Genomic DNA, 23,766 nt, shown 5'->3' on the forward strand with positions numbered 1-23,766 from the left:
CTATACTAGCTCTACTTTTTCAATCAATTTGGTAAAAGAAAAAGAATTTGGCATTTTACACACCAAATTCTTTTAAATTTATTTTGCAACTAGTCGCATTTGTACAGCTTCTATTCTTAAACTTTCTCCTGTTGTTCCTGCTGTTGCTCCATCTTTAACCCAACTTTGCCAACCTTTATTTTGGACATGCGCTCTATACTGCACACTATAATTTTTAGCCATATTTCCAGTTAATTTCACTTGGAAAGCTTCCAGACGTTTTGACTGTCCACGAGTTCCAGAAATTTCCCCATTTTTCAACCAACCTTGCCATCCACTACCTTGTACATGTGAGCGATATTGAATATCTCCAGAATACGGCATCCCTGATAAACTAATTTTCATTGCTTCTGCTCGTAAGCCAAGGCCAACTGTGCCCGAAGTCATACTATTAGCAACGTTTCCCATCCATCCCTTACTTTGGACGTGGAGCTCGTAATTTATCCCTTTTTGTTTGCTTACAGAAAGATTATTGTCAAACGCCCAAGTATAAATATTATTTAGTTTTTCTTTTGTTATTCTTGTACCAAAGTTGTCCCCGGTACCATTTAAATATTCATATGCGTTTACTGCTAAAATCTGTTTTTTAGAATTATAAACACCACTACCACTACTACCACCTGTTGTATCTAATCTATAAAAAACATTATTTGCAGTGACTTGAGAGATATTTCCAGTTTGAGTGTACAATTTCCCTTTTTTGTCACCATGATAACCACTAATAGTAATTGCACCAGATGTATTAGTTGTTAACCCCATTGTTCCAGTTTTTGTCCCAATATTTTTATCTAATTTAATAACACCATAATCTTCTGTAGAAGGTTCTTTTTTTGTCCATTCTTTTGGAACATACATTTTTCTTGCTTTTGCTGTTCCAAAAGGAGCTTTCGTGCCATTATATCCAGGATATACAGTCACTTTTTTTGCCCATCCACCATCTTTTTTACCATATAAACAATGAGCGGCTGTAAGTACAGAATCTTCACCAATCAATTGTCCACTACCTATATAAGTTTTTCCATTTGGAAATTCCATTACAAGGTAAGCGCTCGTTGAATATGGATATTGAGTTGTATTTGTTACAAGTTTTCTACCATCTCCGCCAAAAATCGTTTTTAAACCTGGGGTTAGAACGGCTTCCTCATTTTCAATAGTTAATCCTGATAAATCAACCTCAACTTCATCAGATGTATCTAACGTCCCCGTTGTTGAATTAACATCTTCTAAATCACTAATCTCATCGACTATAAACTCTTCTCCGTCATTTGTTACCGTTTCCCCAACTATCTTTTCATCGATTGGGGCTTCCTCTGCTGCTTGTGCAACAATTCCTCCACCTAATAAAAATAGAGCAAAAGCAAGCATCAAAGTAAATATTCTAAGCTTTTTCATAGTTGCATCTCCTTTTTTTGTCTATTAGCAAATAAATATATCAAAAAATCACTTGATTGTATCGCATTGTTGAAACTTAAATTAGTTTAAAACTTCCCAATATAAGTCAATTTTCTTAGTAGCTATTTTTGACATATTTATTTACTGTATAACTATAATAACATATTCACAATCATACTGTACTATGCAGCTAGCATTATTTAGAACTCAAAGCATATTAAAAAGCAGCCAAAATATATCAGCTGCTTTGTAGTTTACATCTTTAATTCTGCTTTACTCGCGAAAAATCCTGCTAAACGATTTTTCACTTTTCGGATGCCGCCAGCTTCATCACTTTCTAAATTCATCGGCATTACCGGTTCATGTAAGCTCATTCGTAGTAAGAACCAGCCTTCACCAATCGCACCTTTCGTATTCACACGAATTCCTTCTTGGTTCACAGGTTCTAATTCCATATCCGGATCAGCTTCTACGAAAGTCAGAAAATCAGCTAGAACTTCTTTTCCATAAGCTTTAAAATCGGTTGCGGTAATACTCAAACGAATTTCTTCGCTTTCAGCCGGTTCTCTTAAATCGGCTATTAAATCTGGCAAATCTTTTCCATTTTTTCGTAAAGTGGCATAAGTCATTAAAATTTTGGCAATGAGATAAGCGCCATCATCCAAGAAATAATTTTCTTTTAATGCGGCATGACCACTTACTTCGATAGCAATTTCTGATGGTGTTCCGTCTGCATTTAGGCGCAGTGCTTCATTGATAACATTACGATAACCACGTTTAAATCGGTGTTGTTTCCCGCCTTTTGCCTCGATAAAGGTTTGCAAATGCCCAGATGTTGTGGAGTCAGTCACGATAGTTGTTCCTGGTTTTTCTTCTAAAATAATACTAGAGATAACAGCAATTAATGGGTTGCGGTTTAAACTTTCGCCATTTTTATCCATAATCGCAGCACGGTCTACATCCGTATCAAAAATCACGCCTAAATCCGCTCCACTAGCAAGGACCGCTTTTTTCAAACTAGCCATAGCTTCCTCATTGTCAGGGTTCGGAATATGATTAGGAAAATTTCCATCCGGATCTAAAAACTGGCTTCCAGAAATGTCTGAGCCAAGTTCTGCCAATACTTTCTCAGCAAAAAAGCCGCCAGCGCCGTTCCCTGCATCGACAATAATATGGCTTCCTAGAAGTGGCTTCATTTTGTCAGCTGCATCTGTGATTCCAGCTCTAATTTTATCCGTTAAGTCTGCTGCATATGTAGAAAGTAAATCTTGTTTTGTTACCTTCCCAAGATTTAGTCCATTTTCTATGAATGATTTATCTGCGTGAGCCACGATATAATCAATATCTTCGTGTTCAGCTCCACCAGATTTCGTAAATAATTTTAGTCCATTATACATAAAAGGTAAGTGGCTCGCTGTAATCATAATGCCGGCATCGCAGTTATAGTCTTCGTACTGAGTTGCCATAAACATGGCCGGCGTAGTTGCAAGCCCTACATCCACCACATTGATTCCTGCAAAAGTTAACCCTTTGACAAGTGCCGCTTTTAAACGTTCAGCTGAAAGTCTGCTATCATGGCCAATTGCCACTTTCGCTTGACCTTCCACTTTTTTCTCCTCTTTTAGCCATTTCGCAAAGCCATAAGCAATCTTTTCTACACGTTCGTCTGTTAGCGTAATCTGATATTTTTCCGTAGCAATAGCTATTCCACGTATGTCTGATCCGTTTTGCAGTGCTTCTAACGCTTTCGTTTCTGATTGATTCATGTCATTCCTCCAGCTTCTGTATTTTTCCCCTTCATTATAGCTTAAATTGCGAAATTTTCACATAGCTTTTACAAAAGATGTGCTCTATTCGCGATAATAATTTGCAAGTCAACGGTTAATTCTTCCGGTGGGTTTCCCAGTAATTCGCTTTTTTTATCCGCTTCAATATGCCAACCAAGTGGCGTCATTTCAAGAAAATCTGCAAATAATTCTTTGGCAATCGGCGCTTTGTAGGTCACTCGTTCGACATGTTCTACGCTTAACTTTTCTGCTAATCGTGATGTGACCGACTCATTCGAATAACTACTTTTCTCATCAACATAAATAAATTCACGTAATTCGCGTAAATAATTCGCTTCTGGCACTACTTTTAACAAAAACCCATCCTTCTTTAAAAGCCGTTTGAACTCCACGTAATTCGATGGCGATAAAATATTTAAAATGACATCCGCCGTCTCTGCTTGATTCGGACAATTGGCTAAATCAGCTACCGTCCAAGAAGTACCAGGATAGTCGCGTGCCGCTTGTTTCACTCCCTCTTTGGCGATATCTAAGCCAACCGCTTGGACATTAACACCAGTCGCTTGTAAATTTGATACGACTCGCGCCAAATGACTTCCTTCCCCGCAACCCGCATCATATAAAACAAGTTGTTCTTTTTTCTTCTCCGCAATAATTTCTGTCACTCGTTCGATTAATTTTTCAAAAAAGCCACTCGCAATCACTTTTTTACGGGATTCGAATAATGCTTGATCGTATTTTGTTTTATGCGCTTGTTTTAGTAAATGTACGTAACCTGGTTTGGCGATATCAAACCCGTGACCTTCTAGGCATACAAATGACTGCGGCTCTTTAAACTCGAATGCTTCGCCACAAATCGGACAAGCAAGAAGCGCCATATTTTCTTTCAAAGCGCGTTTATTTATCTCCATTTTTGATAACAATTAATACTCACTCCACTCGAAAAACGTTGCCCGCAAACAGGCAACGTTTCTACTAATTTCTTTCATACGTATAAAAAGTGTAATTGTACTTATTTTTTTCATCTTTTTCATGGAATTCTTTCGCCACTTCGGAAAAATTCTCCCAATCCACTTCAGGAAACGCAGTATCAGCCTCAAACTCTGCATCAATTTTTGTCACAATCAGCTGATCTGCCACATCCATAAATAAACGATAGATTTCTGCACCACCAACTATATAGATTGTTTCCCCTGTCTCAGCAAGAGCTAAAACAGCTTCTTTTGAATGAAGTATCTCTGCATCATCTAACTTGAGACCTTGATCTCGTGTCAATACGATTGTCTTTCTATTTGGTAAAGCTTTTCCTAACGATTCATAGGTTTTTCGCCCCATGACAAGTGTTTTCCCAGTCGTCGTTTTTTTGAAAAACTGCAAATCTCCTGGTAAGTGCCACGGCATTTTGTTATCTTTTCCAATATTACCAGCGCGGTCTTGTGCCCAAACAAAAATAATCATCCAAGAAAACCTCCCTTATACTGAAATTGGTGCTTTAATTGCTGGATCTGGATTATAACCATCCAGTGAAATATCCGCTACATCAAAATCAAAAATCGTTGCTGGTTTATCTGAAAGCACTAATTTTGGAAGTTTGTGCGGTGTTCTAGACAACTGTTCTTTCACTTGCTCAATATGATTATTATAAAGATGCGCATCACCCATTGTATGGATAAACTCACCAACTTCCAGCCCTACTTCACGTGCAATCAGGTGTGTTAGAAGTGCATAGCTTGCAATATTAAACGGTACACCAAGGAAAATATCGGCACTACGTTGATACAGCTGACATGATAATTTTCCGTCCGCTACATAAAATTGGAATAGCGAATGACATGGCGGTAAAGCCATATTCGGAATATCTTCTGGATTCCAAGCAGACACAATCAAACGACGCGAGTTCGGATTCGTTTTAATCATTTCAATCAAATCCGCTAACTGATCAATTGTTTCTCCTTGTGAAGTCTTCCATTCGCGCCATTGTTTACCGTAAATATTACCTAGCTCACCGTATTTATTCGCGAACGCTTCGTCTTCTAAAATCCGAGCTTTAAACTTCTCCATCTCCGCTTGATACACTTCTTTGAAAGCTGAATCACGCTCAGCACGCAGTCCAAAGTCAGTCATATCTTCGCCTTTATAATCATCGCTTTTCACAAAACGCTCAAAAGCCCATTCATTCCAAATATTATTATTATGCTGTAAAAGGTAGCGAATATTCGTATCTCCATGTAAAAACCATAGCAGTTCACTTACTACAAGTTTAAATGGTACCCGTTTTGTTGTCATAATCGGAAAGCCCTCTTGTAAATCAAAACGCATTTGATAACCAAATGTGCTGATTGTTCCAGTTCCAGTGCGATCTCCTTTTTGTGTTCCATTCTCTAAAACGTACTTTTCTAAATCCAAATATTGTTTCATCGTTCGCACTCCTTATTCCGCGTATTGTGATAAAAATTCCCAGCGTTCCATCATTTGTTCGAGCTCCGTTTCTTTTGCCGTGATGAGTTCGCTAATTTCTGCTGCTTTTGTAAAGTCTGCTCCGGTTTGTTCCAATGTTTCATTAAGCGATTCAATGGTTTGTTCTAATTCACTAATGGCATCTTCAATTCCGTCCCACTCGAGTTGTTCTTGGTAGGTGAGTTTAACTTTCTCTTTTTTCTCAGGTGCTGCCTTTTCGACCGAAGTATTCGCCATTTTTTTCATTGATTTCGCTGGTTTTGCTTTAGCCTCCAGCTCTTTCAAATAATCACTATATTCACCGTAGAAAATTTCTACTTCACCAATTGCTCGGAAAACGAGCAATTTGTTTACGACTTTATCGAGGAAATATCTATCATGGCTAACCGTAATTACGGTACCATTGAATGATTCTAAATAGTCTTCTAATACGGTTAATGTTTGCGTATCTAAGTCATTAGTCGGCTCATCCAGTAATAAGACATTTGGTCGTTCCATCAAAATGCGAAGTAAGAATAACCGTCGTTTTTCTCCACCTGATAAGCTACCAATTTTCTTCCCGTGGGAATTTGGTGGGAATAAAAATCGTTCTAACATCGCACTCACACTGATTACTTCGCCACCAGAAGTTGTGACTTGCTCTCCCGCTTCTTGCAAATAAGCAATCATTCGCATATCCGGGTCCATTTCTTCATTTTGTTGCGTATAGTAACCGATTTGTACGGTTTGACCTGTGACTACTTCCCCAGCATCTGGCGCTAGTTTTCCAGCCAACATGTTCAGTAAAGTCGATTTTCCAGTTCCGTTGTTCCCTGTAATACCAAGGCGTTCACCAGGTTGGATAATCAAGCTGAAATCCTGCAATACTTGTTTTTCATCAAAGCGTTTTTCCAAGTTTTTCAGTTCGAAAACATCTTTTCCAAGACGACTAGTAACAAAATCAATCGCCAGTTCTGAGTCATCGGTTTTTGTTTTCACTTTTTTCTCTAAATCGTGGAAACGGTCTTGTCTGGCATTTTGTTTAGTGGCGCGCCCTTGAGGACCGCGACGCATCCATGCTAGTTCCTTACGATAAAGGTTTTTATTTTTCTCAGATTCACGGACTTCGTTTTCCATCCGAATGGCTTTAGATTCCATGAATTTCTCGTAGTTCCCAACGTATCGATAAGCCGAACCCCGGTCGAGCTCCACCATGTGATTTGTCACTCGGTCAAGAAAATAACGATCATGGGTAACAAGCAAGACAGCCCCTTTAAAGCGATTTAAATATTCTTCCAACCAACGAATTGACTGAAAATCCAAGTGGTTGGTAGGCTCGTCCAAAATGAGTAAATCTGGCGTCTCGATTAAGACTTGCGCCAAACCTACCCGTTTTCGTTGCCCACCAGAAAGCTCGCTTATTTTCGCGGTTAAATCTGTAATTCCTAAACGCTCCAAAATCGTTTTCGCTTCTGTGTTCATATCCCAAGCCGCACTAGCATCCATTTCTTGGCTGGCGGCTGTATAAGCATCGTGTAATTTGGTATTTTCCGCATCAAGTGACATCGCAAGTAACACTTCTTCGTACTTGCGCATTGCCCGAAGCGCCGCAGTATCCCCGTCAAAAACAGCCGAAAGAACTGTATCTTCTTCATTAAATTCAGGATCTTGCGCCAAATAACCAATCGTATAATCTTTTGCTTTCGTAACAGTACCTTTATCCCCAGATTCACTACCAGAAATAATTTGCAATAACGTCGATTTCCCGGTACCATTTACACCGATTAAACCAATACGTTCGCCCTCTGTTATCGTTAGCGAGATATTTTCAAACAGGCTTTTTTCACCATATGTTTTTGTTAAATTTTCCACTTTTAATTGTTTCATTTAGTCCCATCCATTTCCTGTTCGTCCTTATCTATTCTAGCTGAAAACATAGAACATAGCAATTGCTTAAGATGAAAAAAGTTCCAAAAGCGGCTCTTCCACTTTTGGAACTTTTACTTTTAAAATAAACCTTGTGCATTCCCATTTTCATCGACATCCATATTAAGTGCCGCTGGTTTTTTCGGTAAACCTGGCATCGTCATTACATCGCCTGTTAAAGCAACGACAAAACCAGCACCAAGTTTTGGAATGAATTCGCGAATGTGAATAACAAAATCAGTTGGGCGTCCAAGTAATGTTGGGTCATCCGATAAGGAATATTGGGTTTTCGCCATACAAATCGGATAGCGGTCCCAACCATATTTTTTGAATTCAACGATTTGTTTCTGCGCCTTGCTGGAAAGTTCCACACCAATACCACCGTAAACCTTCGTCACAATCGCTTCTAGTTTTTCTTCTATCGACCACGCATCATCATAAATGCGTTTGTAGTCCGCTTCTCCACTTTCAACAGCCGCAATGACTTTATCCGCGAGTTCAAGGCCACCGTCGCCGCCTTTTTCCCAAACTTCTGTCAGAGAGAAAGGAATGCCGTGTTCTTCGCAAAGTGCTTCTAATTTCGCTACTTCTGCGTCAGAATCGGTAATGAATTTATTAATGGCTACAACATAAGGAATACCAAATGTTTGAATAGATTCCGTATGTTTTTGTAAATTAGTAAAACCTTTAGCTAGCGCATCCACATTTTCTTCGCTAAGCTCGGTTTTCAAAGCGCCACCGTGCATTTTCAGTGCGCGAATCGTTGCTACAATAACAACGCAATCTGGCGCTTTTCCAAGGGCAGGAACTTTAATATCTAAAAATTTCTCGGCACCAAGGTCTGCACCAAATCCAGCTTCTGTCACTACATACTCACCTAGTCGAAGTGCTGTGCTTGTCGCAGAAACACTATTACATCCGTGAGCAATATTAGCAAAAGGTCCACCGTGTACGATGGCAGGTGTATGTTCTAATGTTTGCACCAAATTAGGTTTTAAAGCATCTTTTAATAGTAAGGTTAGAGCGCCTTCGTAGCCCATTTCGCCAACTGTAATTGGTTCTTTTTTATAGTTATAACCGATCACGATTTCACTTAAACGTTTCTTTAAATCTTTTAAATCACTTGCTAAACAAATGATCGCCATAATTTCAGAAGCAACCGTAATATCAAAACCGTCTTCACGTGGAACCCCTTGAATAGGACCTCCAAGACCAACAACCACTTTTCGAAGTGCACGGTCGTTCAAATCAACTACACGTTTCCAAACGATTCTTCTACCGTCAATATCTAGGTCATTCCCTTGTTGCATATGGTTATCAATAAATGCCGATAAAGCATTATTAGCTGCTGTAATTGCGTGGAAATCACCAGTAAAATGTAAATTAATATCTTCCATTGGAATAACCTGCGCGTATCCGCCACCTGTTGCCCCGCCCTTAATACCCATGGTAGGTCCGAGCGATGGTTCGCGAAGTGCAATAACGGTTTTCTTATCTTTTTTAGAGAGTGCGTCGCCAAGACCAACTGTCACTGTCGATTTCCCTTCACCAGCAGGCGTTGGGTTAATCGCCGTAACAAGAACAAGTTTTCCTGGTTCTTTATCTTTTAGCGAGTGAATGGTATCATAGGATAACTTTGCTTTATACTTTCCGTAAAGTTCGAGTGCATCTGCGTCTAGTCCTAAATGTTCCGCAATAGTCGTAACTGGTAGAATTTCTGCTTTTGATGCAATTTCAATATCTGATTTCACTTTATTTGACATGATATCCCCTCCGAATATGTATATTGTAACAAAGAATTAAGATGTTTTGGCTTCTTTAGTGCATCAAAAAAGCGCGACACCAAGCGATGTAACACCATTTTGATTCTAAAGTAAAGCCTGATTGCGCAAAAATCAACATCTCAACCTTGGATTACCGTTATTCCTTTGTTTCTGGTTTGGTCGTCTCCATCGCCTTGAGCGTCTTCAGTGCATCCGGATGATTTTCAAAAAACTGAACAACATCTCCAATTCGGTCAATCGAGTTCCAGCTCAAGTGGTGTTCAATACCTTCCACATCATGATAAATATGGGACGGATCTACGCCAATAATACTTAAAAAACTCTCTAATAATGCATGTCTTTCTAGGAGCCTTTTCCCCATTTGTGTTCCTTTAGGCGTCAAAATTAATCCACGATATTTCTCATAGATTAAATATTCGTCTTTATCCAGTTTCTGCACCATTTTTGTTACAGAGGAAGGATGGACAAATAGCTCATCAGCAATATCCGAAACCCTGGCATAACCTTTCGTCTCAATAAGGGAATAGATTTTTTCAATATAATCTTCCATACTAGGTGTTGGCATAGCTATACCCTCCAACTTAAATTCTTTCACATAGCCAATTGTACTATAATATCGCCCTTTCTAAAAGCAATTACCCTTTCAAAAACGAAATTTCTCCTAGAGCGGTCTTCCGAAAAAAAACCGTAATTAGTACCAATTTAAGACATTTAAGTCAAAAGTATGCCCTTACAAGTCCAAAAATTTAAAAAATATCGAAAATCAGCTTGACGTTTATAGGTATTTTGATTTATAGTGTTAGTATCATATGCGGCAACGCTATGAACTGAAAAGGTAGTATTTGCGAGAAATTTTTTTAAGTTAAAATGAAAGCGTTTTAACAAATGATTCTAGCAATTATTAGCCATACTTAGGAGGATTTATTTCAATGCAAAATGGGAAAGTAAAATGGTTTAACAATGAAAAGGGTTACGGTTTTATCGAATCAGACGGCGGCGAAGATATTTTCGTTCACTTCACAGCGATCCAAGGTGATGGCTACAAATCTTTAGAAGAAGGCCAAGCGGTAACATTTGAAGTAGTAGAAGGTAATCGCGGCGCTCAAGCAGCCAATGTAGAAAAAGCCTAATCCAGTTGCCAAATAGACACGGACTTAAAACCGGTATCCTTTTACCGGTTTTTTTATTGCAAAAAAATAGCTTTCCTTCTATAATAAAGCCACATCTATTCATCTAAATAGGAGGCACATAATATGGAAGTTTTCGTCGATGGTGCAAGTGCGGGAAATCCTGGACCAAGTGGGGCTGGAATCGTCTTAAAAGCAGAAGGTATTTATGAACAATTCGCCATTCCGCTCGCAGTTATGACGAATCATGAAGCAGAATTTATTGCGATTAAACTCGGACTGGAAGAAGCCATAAAAAAACAAGCTACATTAATTCGTCTATACTCAGATTCGAAAGTTGCAATCGAAGCAATTCATAAACGACATGCGAAAAATCCTTTATTCAAGCCGCATTTAGAAGCAATTTTAGAAATGGCCGATTCATTTGAATTGTTTTTTGCTGAATGGCGTAATGTAAGTCAAAATAAACAAGCCGACCAACTTGCGCGCCAGGCTATAAAAAAACAGAAGCAACCTGGAGTCAAATAACCAGATTGCTTCTATTTTTTATTCGATATCGCGCGTTAACGTTTTTAAACCGTATTTTTCAACTACAGCAAAAGCATCCTCGCGGAAACCGTCATATTTCAAGCTAGGCAAGTCTATTTCTAGTGGGACTTCTGTATGAATCCGAGCTAATTTTTGACTTAATTCTAGCATCGCTAAGTCTTCTTGGATTTTGGTTTGTTGCGCTGGTTTCAGTTTATCCAGGTTGTTCAAGACGCCTTCAATAGACTCAAATTCTTGAATAAGCTTAATCGCTGTTTTTTCACCGATTCCACGAACACCCGGATAACCATCTGAAGTGTCGCCCATTAATGCTTTCACATCAATAAATTGTCTTGGAGAAATACCCATCTCTTCAAAAAATGTCGCTTCATCATATCGTTTATAATTGCCGTAACCTTTTTGCATAATCCAGACATCATTCGTCGGTGCGATTAGTTGCAGTAAATCTTTGTCGCCACTTAAAACAGTTGTAGCAATCGTATTACTCGCTTGAACGGTAATTGTCCCAATACAATCATCTGCTTCAAAACCCGGCACACCTAAATTGACAAAGCCAAATCCAGCAGCTACCTCTTTCGCTAAATCAAACTGCGGAATCATTTCTTCTGGTGGCGCTGTTCTGCCTGCTTTATAACCATCATATAATTCATTTCGAAATGTTTGCGACCCCATATCCCAGCAAATTAGTGTATGCGTTGGGTTACTCTGGCGAATCGCTGCAAACATGTGGCGCATAAAACCTTGCACCCCATTCGTCGGGATTCCATGTTGGTTAAACATAAATTGTTTGGAAACGGCTGTTGCATAAAATGCTCGGAAAAGTAGTGCCATTCCATCAACAACGAGCAAATTTTCTCGATTTTCGGTCATATATAATCCTCCAATTTCCTTCTACTGCCATCTATTGTAGCATAATTATAACTGGCTCGCAGAAAAAAAGGAGCTTTTTACCAGCTTGCTTTTGTCACGCCGGGTAATTGTCCTTGATGTGCTAGTTCACGAAAACGAATCCGCGACATACCAAATTTACGCATGTAGCCGTGGGGACGTCCAGTTAGTTCACAACGATTGTGTAGCCGGGACGGGGAAGAATCGCGTGGTAATTTGCGTAATTCATCGTAGCGGCCTTCTGCTTTTAGCGTTCGGCGAAGTTCCGCATATTTTTCCACGAGCGCTTGTTGACGTTCATGTTTGGCAACTTTTGATTTTTTAGCCATGTGTCTCTCCTTTCTTAAATAATAATCATTACGATTTACATCATACGCCGATTTAATTAGGAAAGCAAGTCTTCTGTTTTAAAAAAACCGATATCCAGTTAAACTGAATATCGGTTGTCCTATTATTTAGTTCCAACTATCGGACCATACGCGTTAGAGAAACCATTATTATAAGGCACTCCTGCTTTATTTTTACCTGCATCCCAGTTCACCGACCAAGTCATAATCCCTTTCACTGGTGTGCCTTTTGCTTGTAAACGAGTGAAAACATTTTTGACGATTTGCGGATCTTTTACATAACCAGTTGCGGCTGCATCCACATTGGCTGGTAAACCGAACACGAATTTATTAGCTGGGATTTTCAAGTAACCACGAGTCCCATTAATAAAGGAGTCCGCCATATAATATAAGAAAGATTCTTTTAATGTATCATTATTTTGCGCAATCCATTGGTTTGTTTCATCAACCCAAACACCATCGCCACCTTGATTGTATAGTTGTGGCGCAATATAGTCATAATAATTAGCAAGTGAGGTTAGGTAGCTTTCATAGGCACTACCTGGTTTTAAATAAGGAAATTCTGGTGCCATCGTAATTAGGAAATTTTTCCCTTCCGCTTTATAATGATCTTTAACGATTTTTAGCGCTGCTGGGATAACCGTTTTATTATCTCCCGCGGTAATCGCACTTTGTTCTAAGTCGATGTCTAATCCATCAAAGCCATATGTTTCTACTTGGCGGATAATTTCATTCGCGAACGCCTCTTCATCCCCAGCTTTTAGTTCCACGTGTCCATCTGCTCCACCTAGTGCCAAAAGAACGGCCCGACCTTCTTTATTTAATGCGCCGACTTGTGCTCTGAAATCGCTATCATTTATTCCCACTGGTTTAAATGTCGGAATACGATTTACCCCGTCCCCTTTCATAAAGGAAACATCTACCACGTTATAAGCTTTCGGTGTATCTTTTAGGGCGATATCAGCCGAAGTCCCTTGTTGATAGCCATCATTTCCGGAAGATTTCCAACTATGCCAGTACCCAACTAGCACCTGTTTGTTAGAAATATCTGGCATTACAGAAGCGTCATCCGTCGCCGCTTGTGCTTGACTACCAAATGCCCCCAGTCCTGCACCAACTAAAAGTAAAGACAAACCACCAACCATTACTTGTTTTCCATTCATCTACTTTTCCCCCTTACTTTATCTACCCCAAGCTTGCTTTTTTGGAGCTACTAGAAAATACCCATCATAATGAAAATAAAACTAGAAAAACAGCAAAAAAGCGAAATTGATATAGACCAATTCCGCTTTCAAATAAATGAATGTGTATAAGTAACTGAGAAAAAATAGCCCAATTAAAACTGTTTTATTTTTTACTTCGCATGTTGTGGTTCTGGATCTGCTACTTTTTTATCTTTGCGATGTGGAATCATATTGAAAATGATATTCAGTGTAATTGCTGTCACACTGCCCGCAACAATTCCATTACTCGTAAATAAGCGAACAAAGGATGGGAAGGCATTGAACAAATCTGGTACGACTGTAACGCCTAAACCAACACCAACTGCACACGCAATGATTAACAAGTTTTCTTGAGAAGTGAAATTAACTTTTCCAAGCATCTTAATCCCTTGTGCGACAACCATGCCGAACATCGCGACCATAGCGCCGCCGAGAACTGGTGTCGGAATAATCGTTGTCACTGCGCCAATTTTTGGAATCAGACCAAGAACAATAAGGAAACCAGCTGCCGCATAAATCACTTTACGTGTTTTAATACCAGAAAGTTGAACGAGTCCAACGTTTTGCGAATAAGCCGTATAGGGGAATGTATTAAATACGCCGCCAAGCATAATCGCAAGCCCTTCTGCCCGGTAACCACGCGTTAAATCTTTTTGCGTTAATTTGCGTTCGGTAATATCAGATAAAGCGAAATATACTCCCGTTGATTCCACCATGCTGACAAGCGCAATTAAAATCATCGTAATAATTGCCGGCCACTCAAAGGTCGGTGTGCCAAAATAAAATGGTTTTGGCATATGGAACCAGCTCGCCTCACTCACAGGACCAAGCGAGATCCCTTTATAAAGCGCTGCAAAAAGCGAACCACCAACCAGACCTATTAAAACAGCAATCGCCTTCGAAAACCCTTGTCCAAAACGATACACTAAAATAATTAAAAGTAATGTTCCAAAACCAAGGCCGAGATTATACATTGAGCCAAAATCTTTTGCTCCTTCTCCACCAGCAAGATTATTAATTGCAACGGGAATAAGTGTTAAACCAATCACTGTTACAACCGAACCAGTCACAACAGGAGGGAAAAATCGTACAACTTTGGAGAAAAATGGTGCTATTAATAATACAAAAAGTCCTGAAACAATAATCGAACCGTAAATCGCGCCAATGCCCATATCTTGTCCAATTAAAATAATCGGCGCAATAGCTTGAACCGCACATCCAAGTACAACCGGTAAACCAATTCCAAAGAAGCGGTTAACCGTTAATTGTAGCAATGTCGCAATCCCGCACATAAAAATATCAATCGAAACTAAGTAAGTCATTTCTTCTCCATTAAAACCTAGTGCTCCACCAATTAATAGTGGAACGATTACTGCTCCTGCATACATTGCTAGAACATGTTGAAATCCTAAAGCTGCAATTTTCCCTTTACCTAACATTTACTCCTATTCCTCCTCTAAAAATAAGATTTCTTCGTTTTCAAGTGAGGCAATTCGTGCTAGTGAATAAACTGGAATCCCTGTTTTATTTAATAATTCGCGACCTTGTTGGAAAGATTTTTCAATCACAATCCCAATTCCCGCCACTTTTGCTCCGGCATGTTCTGCAATTTCAAGTAAGCCGAGTGCCGCCTGACCATTTGCTAGAAAATCATCAATAACTAAAATCGTATCATCTGCTGTTAAAAATTGTTTTGATACAGAAATATCATTCGATTCTTTTTTAGTGTACGAATAGACAGTGCTTGTGAATAAATTGTCCGTTAATGTCACTGATTTTTTCTTGCGTGCAAACACGACTGGTACGGAAAGCGCGAGCCCTGCAAAAACGGCGGGTGCGATACCCGATGATTCAATCGTTACAATTTTCGTAATCCCTAAATCTTGGAACCGTTTAGCAAATTCATTTCCCATCGCTTGCATTAAAACCGGATCAATTTGATGATTTAAAAAAGCATCTACTTTTAAAACATTCCCCGGTAAAACCGTACCTTTTTCTTGAATAAACTCTTCCAGTAATTTCAAAATGATTCTCCTTTCAAAATAAAAAAACTGCTTCTCTAAAAATAGAGAAGCAGTATAGAAGCCACCAATTTTCGGAGTGACTTCTTTATACAAACTACTCATAGTCCGGTTATTTACGGTAACCAGGTAGAAACTCGTCGCCCAATCGCAACTATTATATAAGTATTTCGGTTTTAAGTTATGTTGTTTATTATAGCTTTCTAAAGGAGCAGGGTCAAGCTAATTTTTTACTTATTGAATTGGTAAACATAAGCGTATCTTTTTTCTAGTAAATCTAGCAAATACGTTGGATTTAAGCCTTCTCCAGTTGTATCTGTTAGAATCTCGAGAGGTTTCTTCGTTTTACCAAATTTATGCACATGTTCAGTCAACCACGTTTTTAATTCCGAATAATCATCGCTTGCGATAATCGCATCGATATTCGGAATTTCTTTTTGCATTTGGTTAAAGAACTGCGCCGCGTACATTAAACCTAATGCATAAGACGGGAAGTAACCAAAATCGCCACCAGCCCAGTGAATATCTTGCAGAACGCCATTTGTATCATTATCTGGACGAATGCCGAGATATTCTTCGTATTTGTCGCCCCATGCTTTCGGTAAATCTTTTACTTCTAATTCACCGTTAATAAGTGCTTTTTCTAGTTCATAACGAATCATAATATGCAGCGGATAAGTTAATGTATCAGCTTCAATTCGAATCAGCGAACTTTCAGAGATGTTCACTGCGCGGTAAAAATCTTCCAAAGTCACATGATCAAAAGCCGGTTTTGTAATCGCTTGGAAGTCAGCATAATTACTTTTCCAAAATGCTAAACTAGAACCGATAATAATTTCATAAAATAATGATTGTGATTCATGAATGCCCATTGATGCGCCGTTTGCAAGTGGAGTACCTACAAGTGCTGCATCAAAATTTTGTTCGTAAATCGCATGACCACCTTCATGAATCGTACCAAAAACAGCCATTTTAAAATCATTTTCATTGTAACGGGTCGTAATACGAACATCGCCAGTATTTAAACCAGTCGCAAAAGGATGCACGGTTTCATCTAAACGACCTGCTTCAAAGTCAAAGCCCATTTTATTCAGAATGCGAATGCTAAATTCTTTTTGTTTTGCTTCGGATATTTTGGTATTTAAAATCGTCGCATCTGGCTTCACGCCTTCATTTGCGATTTTTTCGCGAATCGCCATAATTCCGTCGCGTACTTTTTCAAATACGGAATCAAGCACAGATACGGTTACACCTGGCTCATATTGATCAAGTAATGTGTCATATTTATTTTCTTCATAACCCCAATATTCAACAAATTTACGCTTCATTTCAAGGATTTTTGTTAAGAATGGCTCAAAAGCTGCAAAATCATTTTGTTCGCGAGCTGTTGTCCAAGCCGTTTCTGCTTGCGCTACTAGTTTAGTATATTCCGCGTATTCTTTACTTGGGATTTTTTTGTTTAAATCATATTTTTTTTGAGATTCTTCTAAAGTTTTAAGAGTGATTTCAGATAGATTTTCTTTATCAAGGTTAAGTCCAGCAATAAAAGCAGCCATTTCTTCAGATGTTTGCATATTGAAAATCTCTTCAGATAGAACGCCAATAACATCAGAGCGACCTTCCATTCCTTTTGACGGGGCGCCTGTACGAAGATCCCAATAAACTAATGCCAGTGCTTCTTCCAGTGCTTCCATCTTTTTAATATACGCTAAAAATTCCTCTTCTAATGTTTCTACCAAACTTAACTCCTCCATTCAATCAATCTTCTTTTTTAGGACGTGGTTTTCTTGGACCCCAGTATTGATATAAATCTGTGCGCAAGTAACCATTGTATAATTTCCGTTTTTTCGTCGCTTTTTTACCATAAACTTCTTCAAAAAGTTCATAAGAGGTAAGGACATATACTGACCATGTCGGCATGCGTTTATAAACAATACCCATTTCGCGGTAAAGTTGGCGCACTGCTTCCTCGTCTTCTAAACGTTCCCCGTATGGTGGATTCGCAACAACGACCCCGTACTCATCTTCTGTTTGAAAGTCAGCTACTTGTAGTTGTCTAAAGGTAATTAAGTCACCAAGGCCAGCTTCGACCGCATTTTGCTTTGCGATTTCAATTAAACGAGCATCAATATCGCCACCAATAATATTTAGCGGTTGATCATAGTTAGCTAAATCTTCCGCTTCTTGTCTCGCATCCGCCCAAACTTGCTTCGGCATCCAATCCCATGTTTCTGACACGAACTCGCGGTTAAAACCAGGCGCAATATTTTGCCCAATTAGTGCCGCCTCAATTGGAATTGTTCCAGAACCACAAACGGGATCATAAAATGGTCTATCTGGATGCCAACTCGTAAGTAGTACAAGTGCCGCCGCCATTGTTTCTTTGATTGGCGCACTACCTTGTGCTAAACGGTAACCACGTTTATGTAATCCCGCACCACTAGTATCAATTGTTAGCGTCACTTCATCTTTTAAAATAGAAACTTCTAACTTAAATAACGCGCCTGTTTCCATCAAACGACCAGAACGACGATACTTTTCACTGACACGGTTAACGATGGCTTTTTTTACAATCGCTTGGCAATCAGGCACACTATAAAGCGTTGACTTAACTGATTTACCAGCCACTGGAAACTGTGCATCAAGCGGTAAATAATCTTCCCAAGGTAAAGCTTTCGTCTTTTCAAATAGTTCATCAAATGTCGTTGCTTTAAAAACACCAACCACAATTTTCACACGGTCGGCTACACGAAGCCATAGATTGGCTCTAGCAATTGCAGATAAATCTCCTTCAAAATATACTTTACCGTTTTCTACTTTTGGGTCATAGCCTAAACGCGCTACTTCTTTCCCAACAATTGCCTCTAAACCCGAAGCAGCCGTTGCCACCAACTGAAATGATTTCATTGTTTCCCATCCTTTAATTAAATTTCTAATGAAAAAAGCTGTTTTAAGAGGAGGAGGTTTGTTTTAAATAGGCATTCAACCAGGTCGAACACCCACCTTAAAACTTGCGCTCCGGCCTTCTAAAACAGCCTTCAATGTTAAATTAAATCCTGTAAATAACGCTCTGTAAGCCATGTTCTGTTCTTTACTACGTACAGGGTAATAGTAAAGAGATAACCATCTATCTGCGCAAAAATACATTTGCGCCTCGTCCCTTGTTCTTGATTCCTCGGGAAAAGTGCCCCTACCATAAGTTTGAGTTTCTCGCTCGTGGGGTTTACCTCGTTCCACTTCCGAGCATTTCTGCCGGAACTTCGTCACTGTGGCACCTTCAAGGTTATAAGACCATATCCGAAGACTTAGGTCATTCACCTGCCGTCAAACCGGAAATCCGGAATGCCCTGGCTTATTGTTTGACCAGGCACGATCACTACGGGCATCACAGCACCGTGCGAGCATGGACTTTCCTCTGCTTCCATAAGAAAACAGCGATTATCCGAACGTTATTCATTTATTCTTAACTTACTTATACTAGCATACCTATTCGTTATCGTCCAGCTTATTTCCAAAAACATGTTTTTCTAAATTAGAAAGACGCTTTAGAATATCAAAGTTGGTCGTTCCAGCAGGTTGTGCCGCTGCTTGGAAAGTTGGAGCTGGTTGTGTTGAAGTTCTAAGTGGAGCATTATCAAGCTCTTGTACAAGTCGAATATTTTCCGCTTGAAGTGCTTCGATTTCTTGCGTAAATGTACTGTAATCTTTAATAACCATGTCTAAAAACTCGTCAACATCTTCAGGACTATAACCACGAAGCCCAGTTTTAAATTCTTTTTCCAAAATTTCTTTACCTGTTAAGTGATACTCAAATTGTTCCGAAGTCATATAACTCCACCTCTATCTCTATTCTTACGTATTTTTGTTCTAATCATATACTTACCCTTATTTTTTCAAATCTCACACCATTTGTCAATCTATTCGAGTGTTTTTTATGAAAATAACTGTTTACTTCCATATTAAAACGTTTGGTTCATATCCTCTACAACTTCTTGGAGTGCATAAAAATCAATACAGTCTATATAATAATTAGACTGTTCTTTTGCTTGAATCGCTCGGTCATAAAAGAATTTCGGCGAACCTTCTTTTTCTAAATCATATACAAGTAATGCGCCATCCGTATTATCAATAATAAAACCATCTCTTGCCGCAAATTGCGCTGGACTTTCATAAGGACGCTTCGTAATAAAAGCATGGTAATCGGCTTTTTCTAGTACTTCGCTCGCCCATAATTGGTTCGCTTCATTCCAGTTAGCACTTTGCTTTTCAAACGGTTCAAGGATTGCTAGTTTAATCGGATAGTCTGCTTTTAATTCTGCAACCACATCGCCAGCCCAAAGTTCAATTCCTAACTGACCAGAAATAATCACCCATTCAAGCCCATCTTCCACGAGTGGAAGCAAATGCCGTTTAATTGTTTCTTTTATATAAACCGCTTCATCTGCATCCTTTTTAAAAATTCCCAGTTCAAAATTTTTATACCCCGTCACTGCGATGGATTTCACATCAATTCCTCTTTTCTTTTTAAGAAATCTCTCACTCTCGTTAGTGTATACTTGGTAGATTGGTAGTGATCTAGGAAGTGTTTATAAAAAGACTTTCCATTAAATGCACTTACTGCAGTCATTTGAACATTATCACAAGCTTGTCTTAATTGTAGTTCTCCTAAATAAGGAGGACGCTCTTTGTTTACCCACGGAATAGCTAATTCTAAAAACGCATCCGCGCTATTTTTTGCTTCGTCAACGAAAGGTTTCATATCTTTATAAAAATCAAACGGCTTTGCTTCTTCACGGTTACTTAAATATAATTCCCAATTTTTTTCGTTTTGAAGAAGCAATTTTTCCGTACGGTTTAAAAGTTCCATTCTATCACTCTTTTCTTCACATTTTCAGATACTTCAAGCATAGCATAGGACGCAAAATCTTGCCTAAAATTAGATTATTAGCTAAAATATGGTAAAATAGACGAAGGTACGTTCTATTTATGAGGTAGTTTCATGCCGAAAAGAGCTATTTTGCATTTAATTGATACTATCATTTTCATTTTTATTTGTTATAATAGATGATAGTCTAAAATTCAGAATAGAAATTTTCTGATAGAGGTGAAAAAAATGGCTATTGGTTACCCTAACGGCAAGAAGTATGCAGCGAGTCATGAGGTTCTTCCTCAACAAAAACGGAAAGCTCCTGTAACTTATGGTAAGCGTGGTATGTCTTTGGAAGATGACCTAAATGATACGATTGCGTATTATTTAACTCACGAAATAGCAGTCATCCACAAAAAACCTACCCCTGTCCAAATTGTCAGTGTGGACTACCCAAAAAGAAGTAGTGCCAAAATTAAGGAAGCCTACTTCAAAACACCATCCACAACAGATTATAATGGTGTGTATAAAGGAAAATACGTTGATTTTGAAGCAAAAGAAACGCAAAATACAACTTCTTTTCCGTTGAGTAATTTTCACGATCACCAAATGACACACATGGCAAACGTCTTAAAACAAGATGGTATTGTATTTGTCATTATTGCTTTCCAAAAACTCGGAGAAACTCATTTCATTCCCTTTGAGAAATTTTATCCGTTTTGGGAACGTATGCAAAGTGGTGGAAGAAAATCAGTTACTATAGCAGAAATACAAGATGTATCAGACCAAATTCCTTATGGTCTAAATCCAAGGCTTGACTTCTTGCAATCCATAGACAAATTATACTTCTAGTCAAACCTTTTTTAAAGGAGAGAGATTTTTAATGGCAGATAAACCGCAGACAAGATCTCAGTATCGCAATAAACAAAGTGGTGGTTCTAAAAAGAAATCCCAAAAACGAGGAAAACGAGTAGTAGCGAATATTTTCAAAACTATTTTCTTTGTGGGATTATTTTTAGCTTTCTTTGGTATTGCGGCTGGTGCAACTGTCTTTTACGATTACGCAAAAGATGCACCAAAACTGACCGACTCCAAGCTACGAGATCCACTTTCATCTAAGTTACTTGATAAAGATGGAAAAGTTTTCGCAGAAGTTGGAACCGAACGGCGGGAATATATTGAATACAAAGATATACCTGAAACACTAAAAAATGCAATTCTAACAACGGAAGATGCGCGTTTTTATGAACATGATGGCATTGACCCAATTCGACTTGGTGGAGCAGTAATTGCCAATTTGACAGACGGTTTTGGCGCAGAAGGTGCAAGTACCCTTTCGCAACAAATCATCAAAATGTCCTATCTTGATTACACAAATAAAACACTTGCAAGAAAAGCTCAAGAAGCATGGTTAGCTCTTCAATTAGAAGAAAAATATAGCAAGAATGACATCTTAGAAATTTATGTTAATAAAGTCTATATGTCAGACCGTGTCCACGGCATGCAAACAGCTTCCGAACATTACTTCGGTAAAAATTTGAAAGACCTTACGTTAGCTCAAACAGCCCTACTTGCAGGTATGCCACAAAGTCCGAATAACTACAATCCTTATGAACACCCAGAAGCAGCAAAAAAACGTCGTGATCAAGTTTTAACAAATATGTATACACATGATAAAATTACAAAAGAAGAAATGACCGAAGCTCAAAAAACATCTATCACTACCGGACTTCGCTCGAAAAAAGATCGTGAAGATAAAATTTACAAATACGATTCTTACGTCACACAAGTGTTAAGTGAAATTCCAAAAGAATACGATGTTTATCGTGATGGTTTAACTATCCATACAGCGCTTGACCGTGATGCCCAAGAATATACGGAGAAAATGCTCAATACGAACGAAATTGTTAACTTCACTGATGATGAAATGCAAGCCGGTATAGTGCTTCAAGATACTAAAACTGGACGTGTTCAAGCAATCGGAGGCGGACGTAAACAAAAAGTAACTCGGGGATATAACTATGCAACCCAAGTAAAACGTTCTGTTGGGTCTACCATGAAACCAATTGCTGACTATGGTCCTGCTTTTGAATATTTGGATTGGTCGACTGCCCATATTTTAGAAGATGAACCATATACGTATTCTGGCGGAACCCCTATTAACAACTGGGATTTCGCATACAAAGGACCAATTTCAGTAAGACAAGCACTTTACCAATCACGTAATATTCCAGCCCTAAAAACCCTTCAAGCTGTTGGGCTAGATAAATCCGAGGAATTTGTTAATAAACTTGGCATCACCTATGATGAAGGACAAAACGTAGAATCCAACGCTATTGGAGCAAACAGTTCCAACCCAATGCAAATGGCTGGTGCCTATGCTGCATTCGGTAACAAAGGAATCTATAACAAGCCACACACTGTTACAAAAATCGTTTTATCAGATGGACAAACAGAAATTGACACAGAACCACAAAGTACTGTTGCTATGAAAGAATCAACTGCTTATATGGTTTCAGATGTTCTAAAAGATGTTCTTTCTATCGGAACAGGTACATCAGCAGCCGTACCAGGCGTACCTGCTGCTGGTAAAACAGGTACAACGAATATTCCACCTGAATTCACTTCGAAGTACTACTACCCTAGTGGTGCTGCCCGTGACTCATGGTTCGCTGGATATACAACCAATTATTCGATTGCTGTATGGACCGGCTATGATGACAAGAAAAAATATGTTTCAGCAAGTGAACAAAAAATTGCGCAGCGGATGTTTAGTAAATTAATGGCTCATGCATCTGCCGGTAAAACTACTGCAGATTTCAAAATGCCTAGCAATGTTGTTTCCGTCCCAATTCTAAAAGGAAGCAACCCAATTGCACGCGCTGCTGCAGGCACTGCAAGTGATAAAGTAAGTTACGAATTATTCTTATCCGGAACCGCTCCAACCAAAACTGCTTCTACTCCAGAAGACGAGAAGAAAAAAGCAGAAGAAGCTGCGAAGAAGAAAAAAGCGGAAGAAGATAAAAAGAAAACAGATGAAGAGAAGAAAAAAGAAGAAGAGGCTAAGAAGAAAGCAGAAGAGGAAGCTAAGAAAAAGGCTGAAGAAGAAGCCAAAAATCTTACTGCCCCTGCCGGCTTAAGAGCAAGTTATAATGCCGGCTCTAAGCAAATCAATGTTTCTTGGTCTGCGGTAGATGGTGCAACCTATGAAGTAACAGTCAATGGTTCTACTACAACAGTATCTTCTACTTCCGTTTCAGTAAGCGGAGGTAATCCTGGAGACACTGTTTCCATTAACGTCGTCGCTGTTAAAGACGGTAATCGAAGCCCTGCCTCCTCTACTACAGTTAAAATTCCAGATAGTTAATACAAAAAGAGCG

Annotated in this window: 22 protein-coding genes, 1 other RNA gene and 1 riboswitch; of the genes, 4 read left to right on the plus strand and 19 right to left on the minus strand. The window is 38.9% G+C overall.

Features of this window, described 5'->3' with window-relative positions; genetic code table 11:
* Positions 1-78: 78 nt before the first annotated feature.
* The 8 genes from LMOATCC19117_RS09575 to mntR all read right to left on the minus strand — a co-directional run bounded on the left by LMOATCC19117_RS09575 (position 79) and on the right by mntR (position 9,929).
* Positions 79-1,431 carry a trypsin-like peptidase domain-containing protein gene (locus LMOATCC19117_RS09575; RefSeq protein ID WP_003734430.1) on the minus strand — a complete coding sequence of 451 codons (1,353 nt, stop codon included), beginning with the start codon at positions 1,429-1,431 and terminating at the stop codon, positions 79-81.
* A gap of 254 nt (positions 1,432-1,685) precedes the next feature.
* Positions 1,686-3,197, minus strand: a complete 1,512-nt coding sequence (locus tag LMOATCC19117_RS09580) for a phosphoglucomutase (protein WP_003734429.1) — start codon at positions 3,195-3,197, stop codon at positions 1,686-1,688.
* Between the two features lie 68 nt (positions 3,198-3,265).
* On the minus strand, positions 3,266-4,141 hold the full coding sequence (locus LMOATCC19117_RS09585) for a putative RNA methyltransferase (protein WP_003740618.1): 876 nt from the start codon (positions 4,139-4,141) through the stop codon (positions 3,266-3,268).
* Between the two features lie 52 nt (positions 4,142-4,193).
* A complete protein-coding gene (locus LMOATCC19117_RS09590) occupies positions 4,194-4,676 on the minus strand; it encodes a dihydrofolate reductase (protein WP_003734428.1) in 483 nt (160 codons plus the stop codon).
* A gap of 15 nt (positions 4,677-4,691) precedes the next feature.
* Positions 4,692-5,636 (minus strand): thymidylate synthase, encoded by a 945-nt coding sequence (locus LMOATCC19117_RS09595; RefSeq protein WP_003725828.1) that lies wholly within the window; start codon positions 5,634-5,636, stop codon positions 4,692-4,694.
* Between the two features lie 12 nt (positions 5,637-5,648).
* Entirely contained in the window at positions 5,649-7,541 is a 1,893-nt protein-coding gene (locus tag LMOATCC19117_RS09600) for an ABC-F family ATP-binding cassette domain-containing protein (protein WP_003734427.1), read from the minus strand.
* 119 nt (positions 7,542-7,660) lie between these two features.
* On the minus strand, positions 7,661-9,343 hold the full coding sequence (locus LMOATCC19117_RS09605; RefSeq protein WP_003728274.1) for a formate--tetrahydrofolate ligase: 1,683 nt from the start codon (positions 9,341-9,343) through the stop codon (positions 7,661-7,663).
* 157 nt (positions 9,344-9,500) lie between these two features.
* On the minus strand, positions 9,501-9,929 hold the full coding sequence (gene mntR / locus LMOATCC19117_RS09610; RefSeq protein WP_003725831.1) for a transcriptional regulator MntR: 429 nt from the start codon (positions 9,927-9,929) through the stop codon (positions 9,501-9,503).
* A gap of 364 nt (positions 9,930-10,293) precedes the next feature.
* Here mntR and cspD point away from each other — a divergent pair, with 364 nt between their 5' ends.
* Both cspD and LMOATCC19117_RS09620 read left to right on the plus strand, forming a co-directional pair.
* Entirely contained in the window at positions 10,294-10,494 is a 201-nt protein-coding gene (gene cspD, locus LMOATCC19117_RS09615) for a cold-shock protein CspD (RefSeq protein WP_003728273.1), read from the plus strand.
* A gap of 123 nt (positions 10,495-10,617) precedes the next feature.
* Positions 10,618-11,019, plus strand: a complete 402-nt coding sequence (locus tag LMOATCC19117_RS09620) for a ribonuclease HI family protein (RefSeq protein ID WP_003734426.1) — start codon at positions 10,618-10,620, stop codon at positions 11,017-11,019.
* Positions 11,020-11,037: 18 nt separating this feature from the next.
* Here the strand turns inward: LMOATCC19117_RS09620 and LMOATCC19117_RS09625 are convergent, their stop codons facing one another.
* The 11 genes from LMOATCC19117_RS09625 to LMOATCC19117_RS09675 all read right to left on the minus strand — a co-directional run bounded on the left by LMOATCC19117_RS09625 (position 11,038) and on the right by LMOATCC19117_RS09675 (position 20,386).
* Entirely contained in the window at positions 11,038-11,910 is an 873-nt protein-coding gene (locus LMOATCC19117_RS09625; RefSeq protein ID WP_003728271.1) for a 5'-3' exonuclease, read from the minus strand.
* A 77-nt stretch (positions 11,911-11,987) separates the two neighbouring features.
* Positions 11,988-12,257 carry a 30S ribosomal protein S14 gene (gene rpsN, locus LMOATCC19117_RS09630; protein ID WP_003726586.1) on the minus strand — a complete coding sequence of 90 codons (270 nt, stop codon included), beginning with the start codon at positions 12,255-12,257 and terminating at the stop codon, positions 11,988-11,990.
* Between the two features lie 122 nt (positions 12,258-12,379).
* Positions 12,380-13,438, minus strand: a complete 1,059-nt coding sequence (gene chiA, locus LMOATCC19117_RS09635) for a chitinase ChiA (RefSeq protein ID WP_003728270.1) — start codon at positions 13,436-13,438, stop codon at positions 12,380-12,382.
* 191 nt (positions 13,439-13,629) lie between these two features.
* Positions 13,630-14,937, minus strand: coding sequence for a nucleobase:cation symporter-2 family protein (locus LMOATCC19117_RS09640; protein WP_003724078.1), 1,308 nt, complete (start codon positions 14,935-14,937; stop codon positions 13,630-13,632).
* Between the two features lie 6 nt (positions 14,938-14,943).
* Entirely contained in the window at positions 14,944-15,522 is a 579-nt protein-coding gene (locus LMOATCC19117_RS09645; RefSeq protein ID WP_003728269.1) for a xanthine phosphoribosyltransferase, read from the minus strand.
* A gap of 81 nt (positions 15,523-15,603) precedes the next feature.
* Positions 15,604-15,704, minus strand: a riboswitch (purine riboswitch).
* A 45-nt stretch (positions 15,705-15,749) separates the two neighbouring features.
* Entirely contained in the window at positions 15,750-17,258 is a 1,509-nt protein-coding gene (locus LMOATCC19117_RS09650; RefSeq protein ID WP_003730826.1) for a carboxypeptidase M32, read from the minus strand.
* 19 nt (positions 17,259-17,277) lie between these two features.
* Positions 17,278-18,426, minus strand: coding sequence for a THUMP domain-containing class I SAM-dependent RNA methyltransferase (locus LMOATCC19117_RS09655; RefSeq protein ID WP_003726590.1), 1,149 nt, complete (start codon positions 18,424-18,426; stop codon positions 17,278-17,280).
* A 161-nt stretch (positions 18,427-18,587) separates the two neighbouring features.
* Positions 18,588-18,969, minus strand: an RNA gene (gene rnpB, locus LMOATCC19117_RS14860) — RNase P RNA component class B.
* A gap of 36 nt (positions 18,970-19,005) precedes the next feature.
* Complete coding sequence (gene gpsB, locus LMOATCC19117_RS09665) at positions 19,006-19,347, minus strand: cell division regulator GpsB (protein ID WP_003722998.1); 342 nt, start codon at positions 19,345-19,347, stop codon at positions 19,006-19,008.
* A 131-nt stretch (positions 19,348-19,478) separates the two neighbouring features.
* Positions 19,479-20,024 carry a DUF1273 domain-containing protein gene (locus tag LMOATCC19117_RS09670; protein ID WP_003726811.1) on the minus strand — a complete coding sequence of 182 codons (546 nt, stop codon included), beginning with the start codon at positions 20,022-20,024 and terminating at the stop codon, positions 19,479-19,481.
* Complete coding sequence (locus LMOATCC19117_RS09675; protein ID WP_003723000.1) at positions 20,021-20,386, minus strand: YppE family protein; 366 nt, start codon at positions 20,384-20,386, stop codon at positions 20,021-20,023. Before LMOATCC19117_RS09675 ends, LMOATCC19117_RS09670 begins: the two co-directional genes overlap by 4 nt.
* 246 nt (positions 20,387-20,632) lie before the next feature.
* Between LMOATCC19117_RS09675 and recU the strand changes: the two genes are divergently transcribed.
* Both recU and LMOATCC19117_RS09685 read left to right on the plus strand, forming a co-directional pair.
* On the plus strand, positions 20,633-21,238 hold the full coding sequence (gene recU / locus LMOATCC19117_RS09680) for a Holliday junction resolvase RecU (protein ID WP_003723001.1): 606 nt from the start codon (positions 20,633-20,635) through the stop codon (positions 21,236-21,238).
* Between the two features lie 31 nt (positions 21,239-21,269).
* Complete coding sequence (locus LMOATCC19117_RS09685) at positions 21,270-23,753, plus strand: penicillin-binding protein 1A (RefSeq protein ID WP_003728019.1); 2,484 nt, start codon at positions 21,270-21,272, stop codon at positions 23,751-23,753.
* Positions 23,754-23,766: the final 13 nt, after the last annotated feature.

It is taken from the genome of Listeria monocytogenes ATCC 19117, assembly GCF_000307025.1.
GTDB classification, from domain to species: domain Bacteria; phylum Bacillota; class Bacilli; order Lactobacillales; family Listeriaceae; genus Listeria; species Listeria monocytogenes_B.

Bases quoted from the DNA above. Each gene is read 5' to 3' on its own strand.
- LMOATCC19117_RS09600 (WP_003734427.1), bottom strand. From the start codon at position 7,541: ATGAAACAATTAAAAGTGGAAAATTTAACAAAAACATATGGTGAAAAA.
- LMOATCC19117_RS09595 (WP_003725828.1), bottom strand. From the start codon at position 5,636: ATGAAACAATATTTGGATTTAGAAAAGTACGTTTTAGAGAATGGAACA.
- recU (WP_003723001.1), top strand. From the start codon at position 20,633: ATGGCTATTGGTTACCCTAACGGCAAGAAGTATGCAGCGAGTCATGAG.
- LMOATCC19117_RS09620 (WP_003734426.1), top strand. From the start codon at position 10,618: ATGGAAGTTTTCGTCGATGGTGCAAGTGCGGGAAATCCTGGACCAAGT.
- LMOATCC19117_RS09655 (WP_003726590.1), bottom strand. From the start codon at position 18,426: ATGAAATCATTTCAGTTGGTGGCAACGGCTGCTTCGGGTTTAGAGGCA.
- LMOATCC19117_RS09640 (WP_003724078.1), bottom strand. From the start codon at position 14,937: ATGTTAGGTAAAGGGAAAATTGCAGCTTTAGGATTTCAACATGTTCTA.
- LMOATCC19117_RS09590 (WP_003734428.1), bottom strand. From the start codon at position 4,676: ATGATTATTTTTGTTTGGGCACAAGACCGCGCTGGTAATATTGGAAAA.
- LMOATCC19117_RS09625 (WP_003728271.1), bottom strand. From the start codon at position 11,910: ATGACCGAAAATCGAGAAAATTTGCTCGTTGTTGATGGAATGGCACTA.
- LMOATCC19117_RS09580 (WP_003734429.1), bottom strand. From the start codon at position 3,197: ATGAATCAATCAGAAACGAAAGCGTTAGAAGCACTGCAAAACGGATCA.
- LMOATCC19117_RS09685 (WP_003728019.1), top strand. From the start codon at position 21,270: ATGGCAGATAAACCGCAGACAAGATCTCAGTATCGCAATAAACAAAGT.
- LMOATCC19117_RS09575 (WP_003734430.1), bottom strand. From the start codon at position 1,431: ATGAAAAAGCTTAGAATATTTACTTTGATGCTTGCTTTTGCTCTATTT.
- rpsN (WP_003726586.1), bottom strand. From the start codon at position 12,257: ATGGCTAAAAAATCAAAAGTTGCCAAACATGAACGTCAACAAGCGCTC.
- chiA (WP_003728270.1), bottom strand. From the start codon at position 13,438: ATGAATGGAAAACAAGTAATGGTTGGTGGTTTGTCTTTACTTTTAGTT.
- LMOATCC19117_RS09675 (WP_003723000.1), bottom strand. From the start codon at position 20,386: ATGGAACTTTTAAACCGTACGGAAAAATTGCTTCTTCAAAACGAAAAA.
- mntR (WP_003725831.1), bottom strand. From the start codon at position 9,929: ATGCCAACACCTAGTATGGAAGATTATATTGAAAAAATCTATTCCCTT.
- gpsB (WP_003722998.1), bottom strand. From the start codon at position 19,347: ATGACTTCGGAACAATTTGAGTATCACTTAACAGGTAAAGAAATTTTG.
- LMOATCC19117_RS09605 (WP_003728274.1), bottom strand. From the start codon at position 9,343: ATGTCAAATAAAGTGAAATCAGATATTGAAATTGCATCAAAAGCAGAA.
- cspD (WP_003728273.1), top strand. From the start codon at position 10,294: ATGCAAAATGGGAAAGTAAAATGGTTTAACAATGAAAAGGGTTACGGT.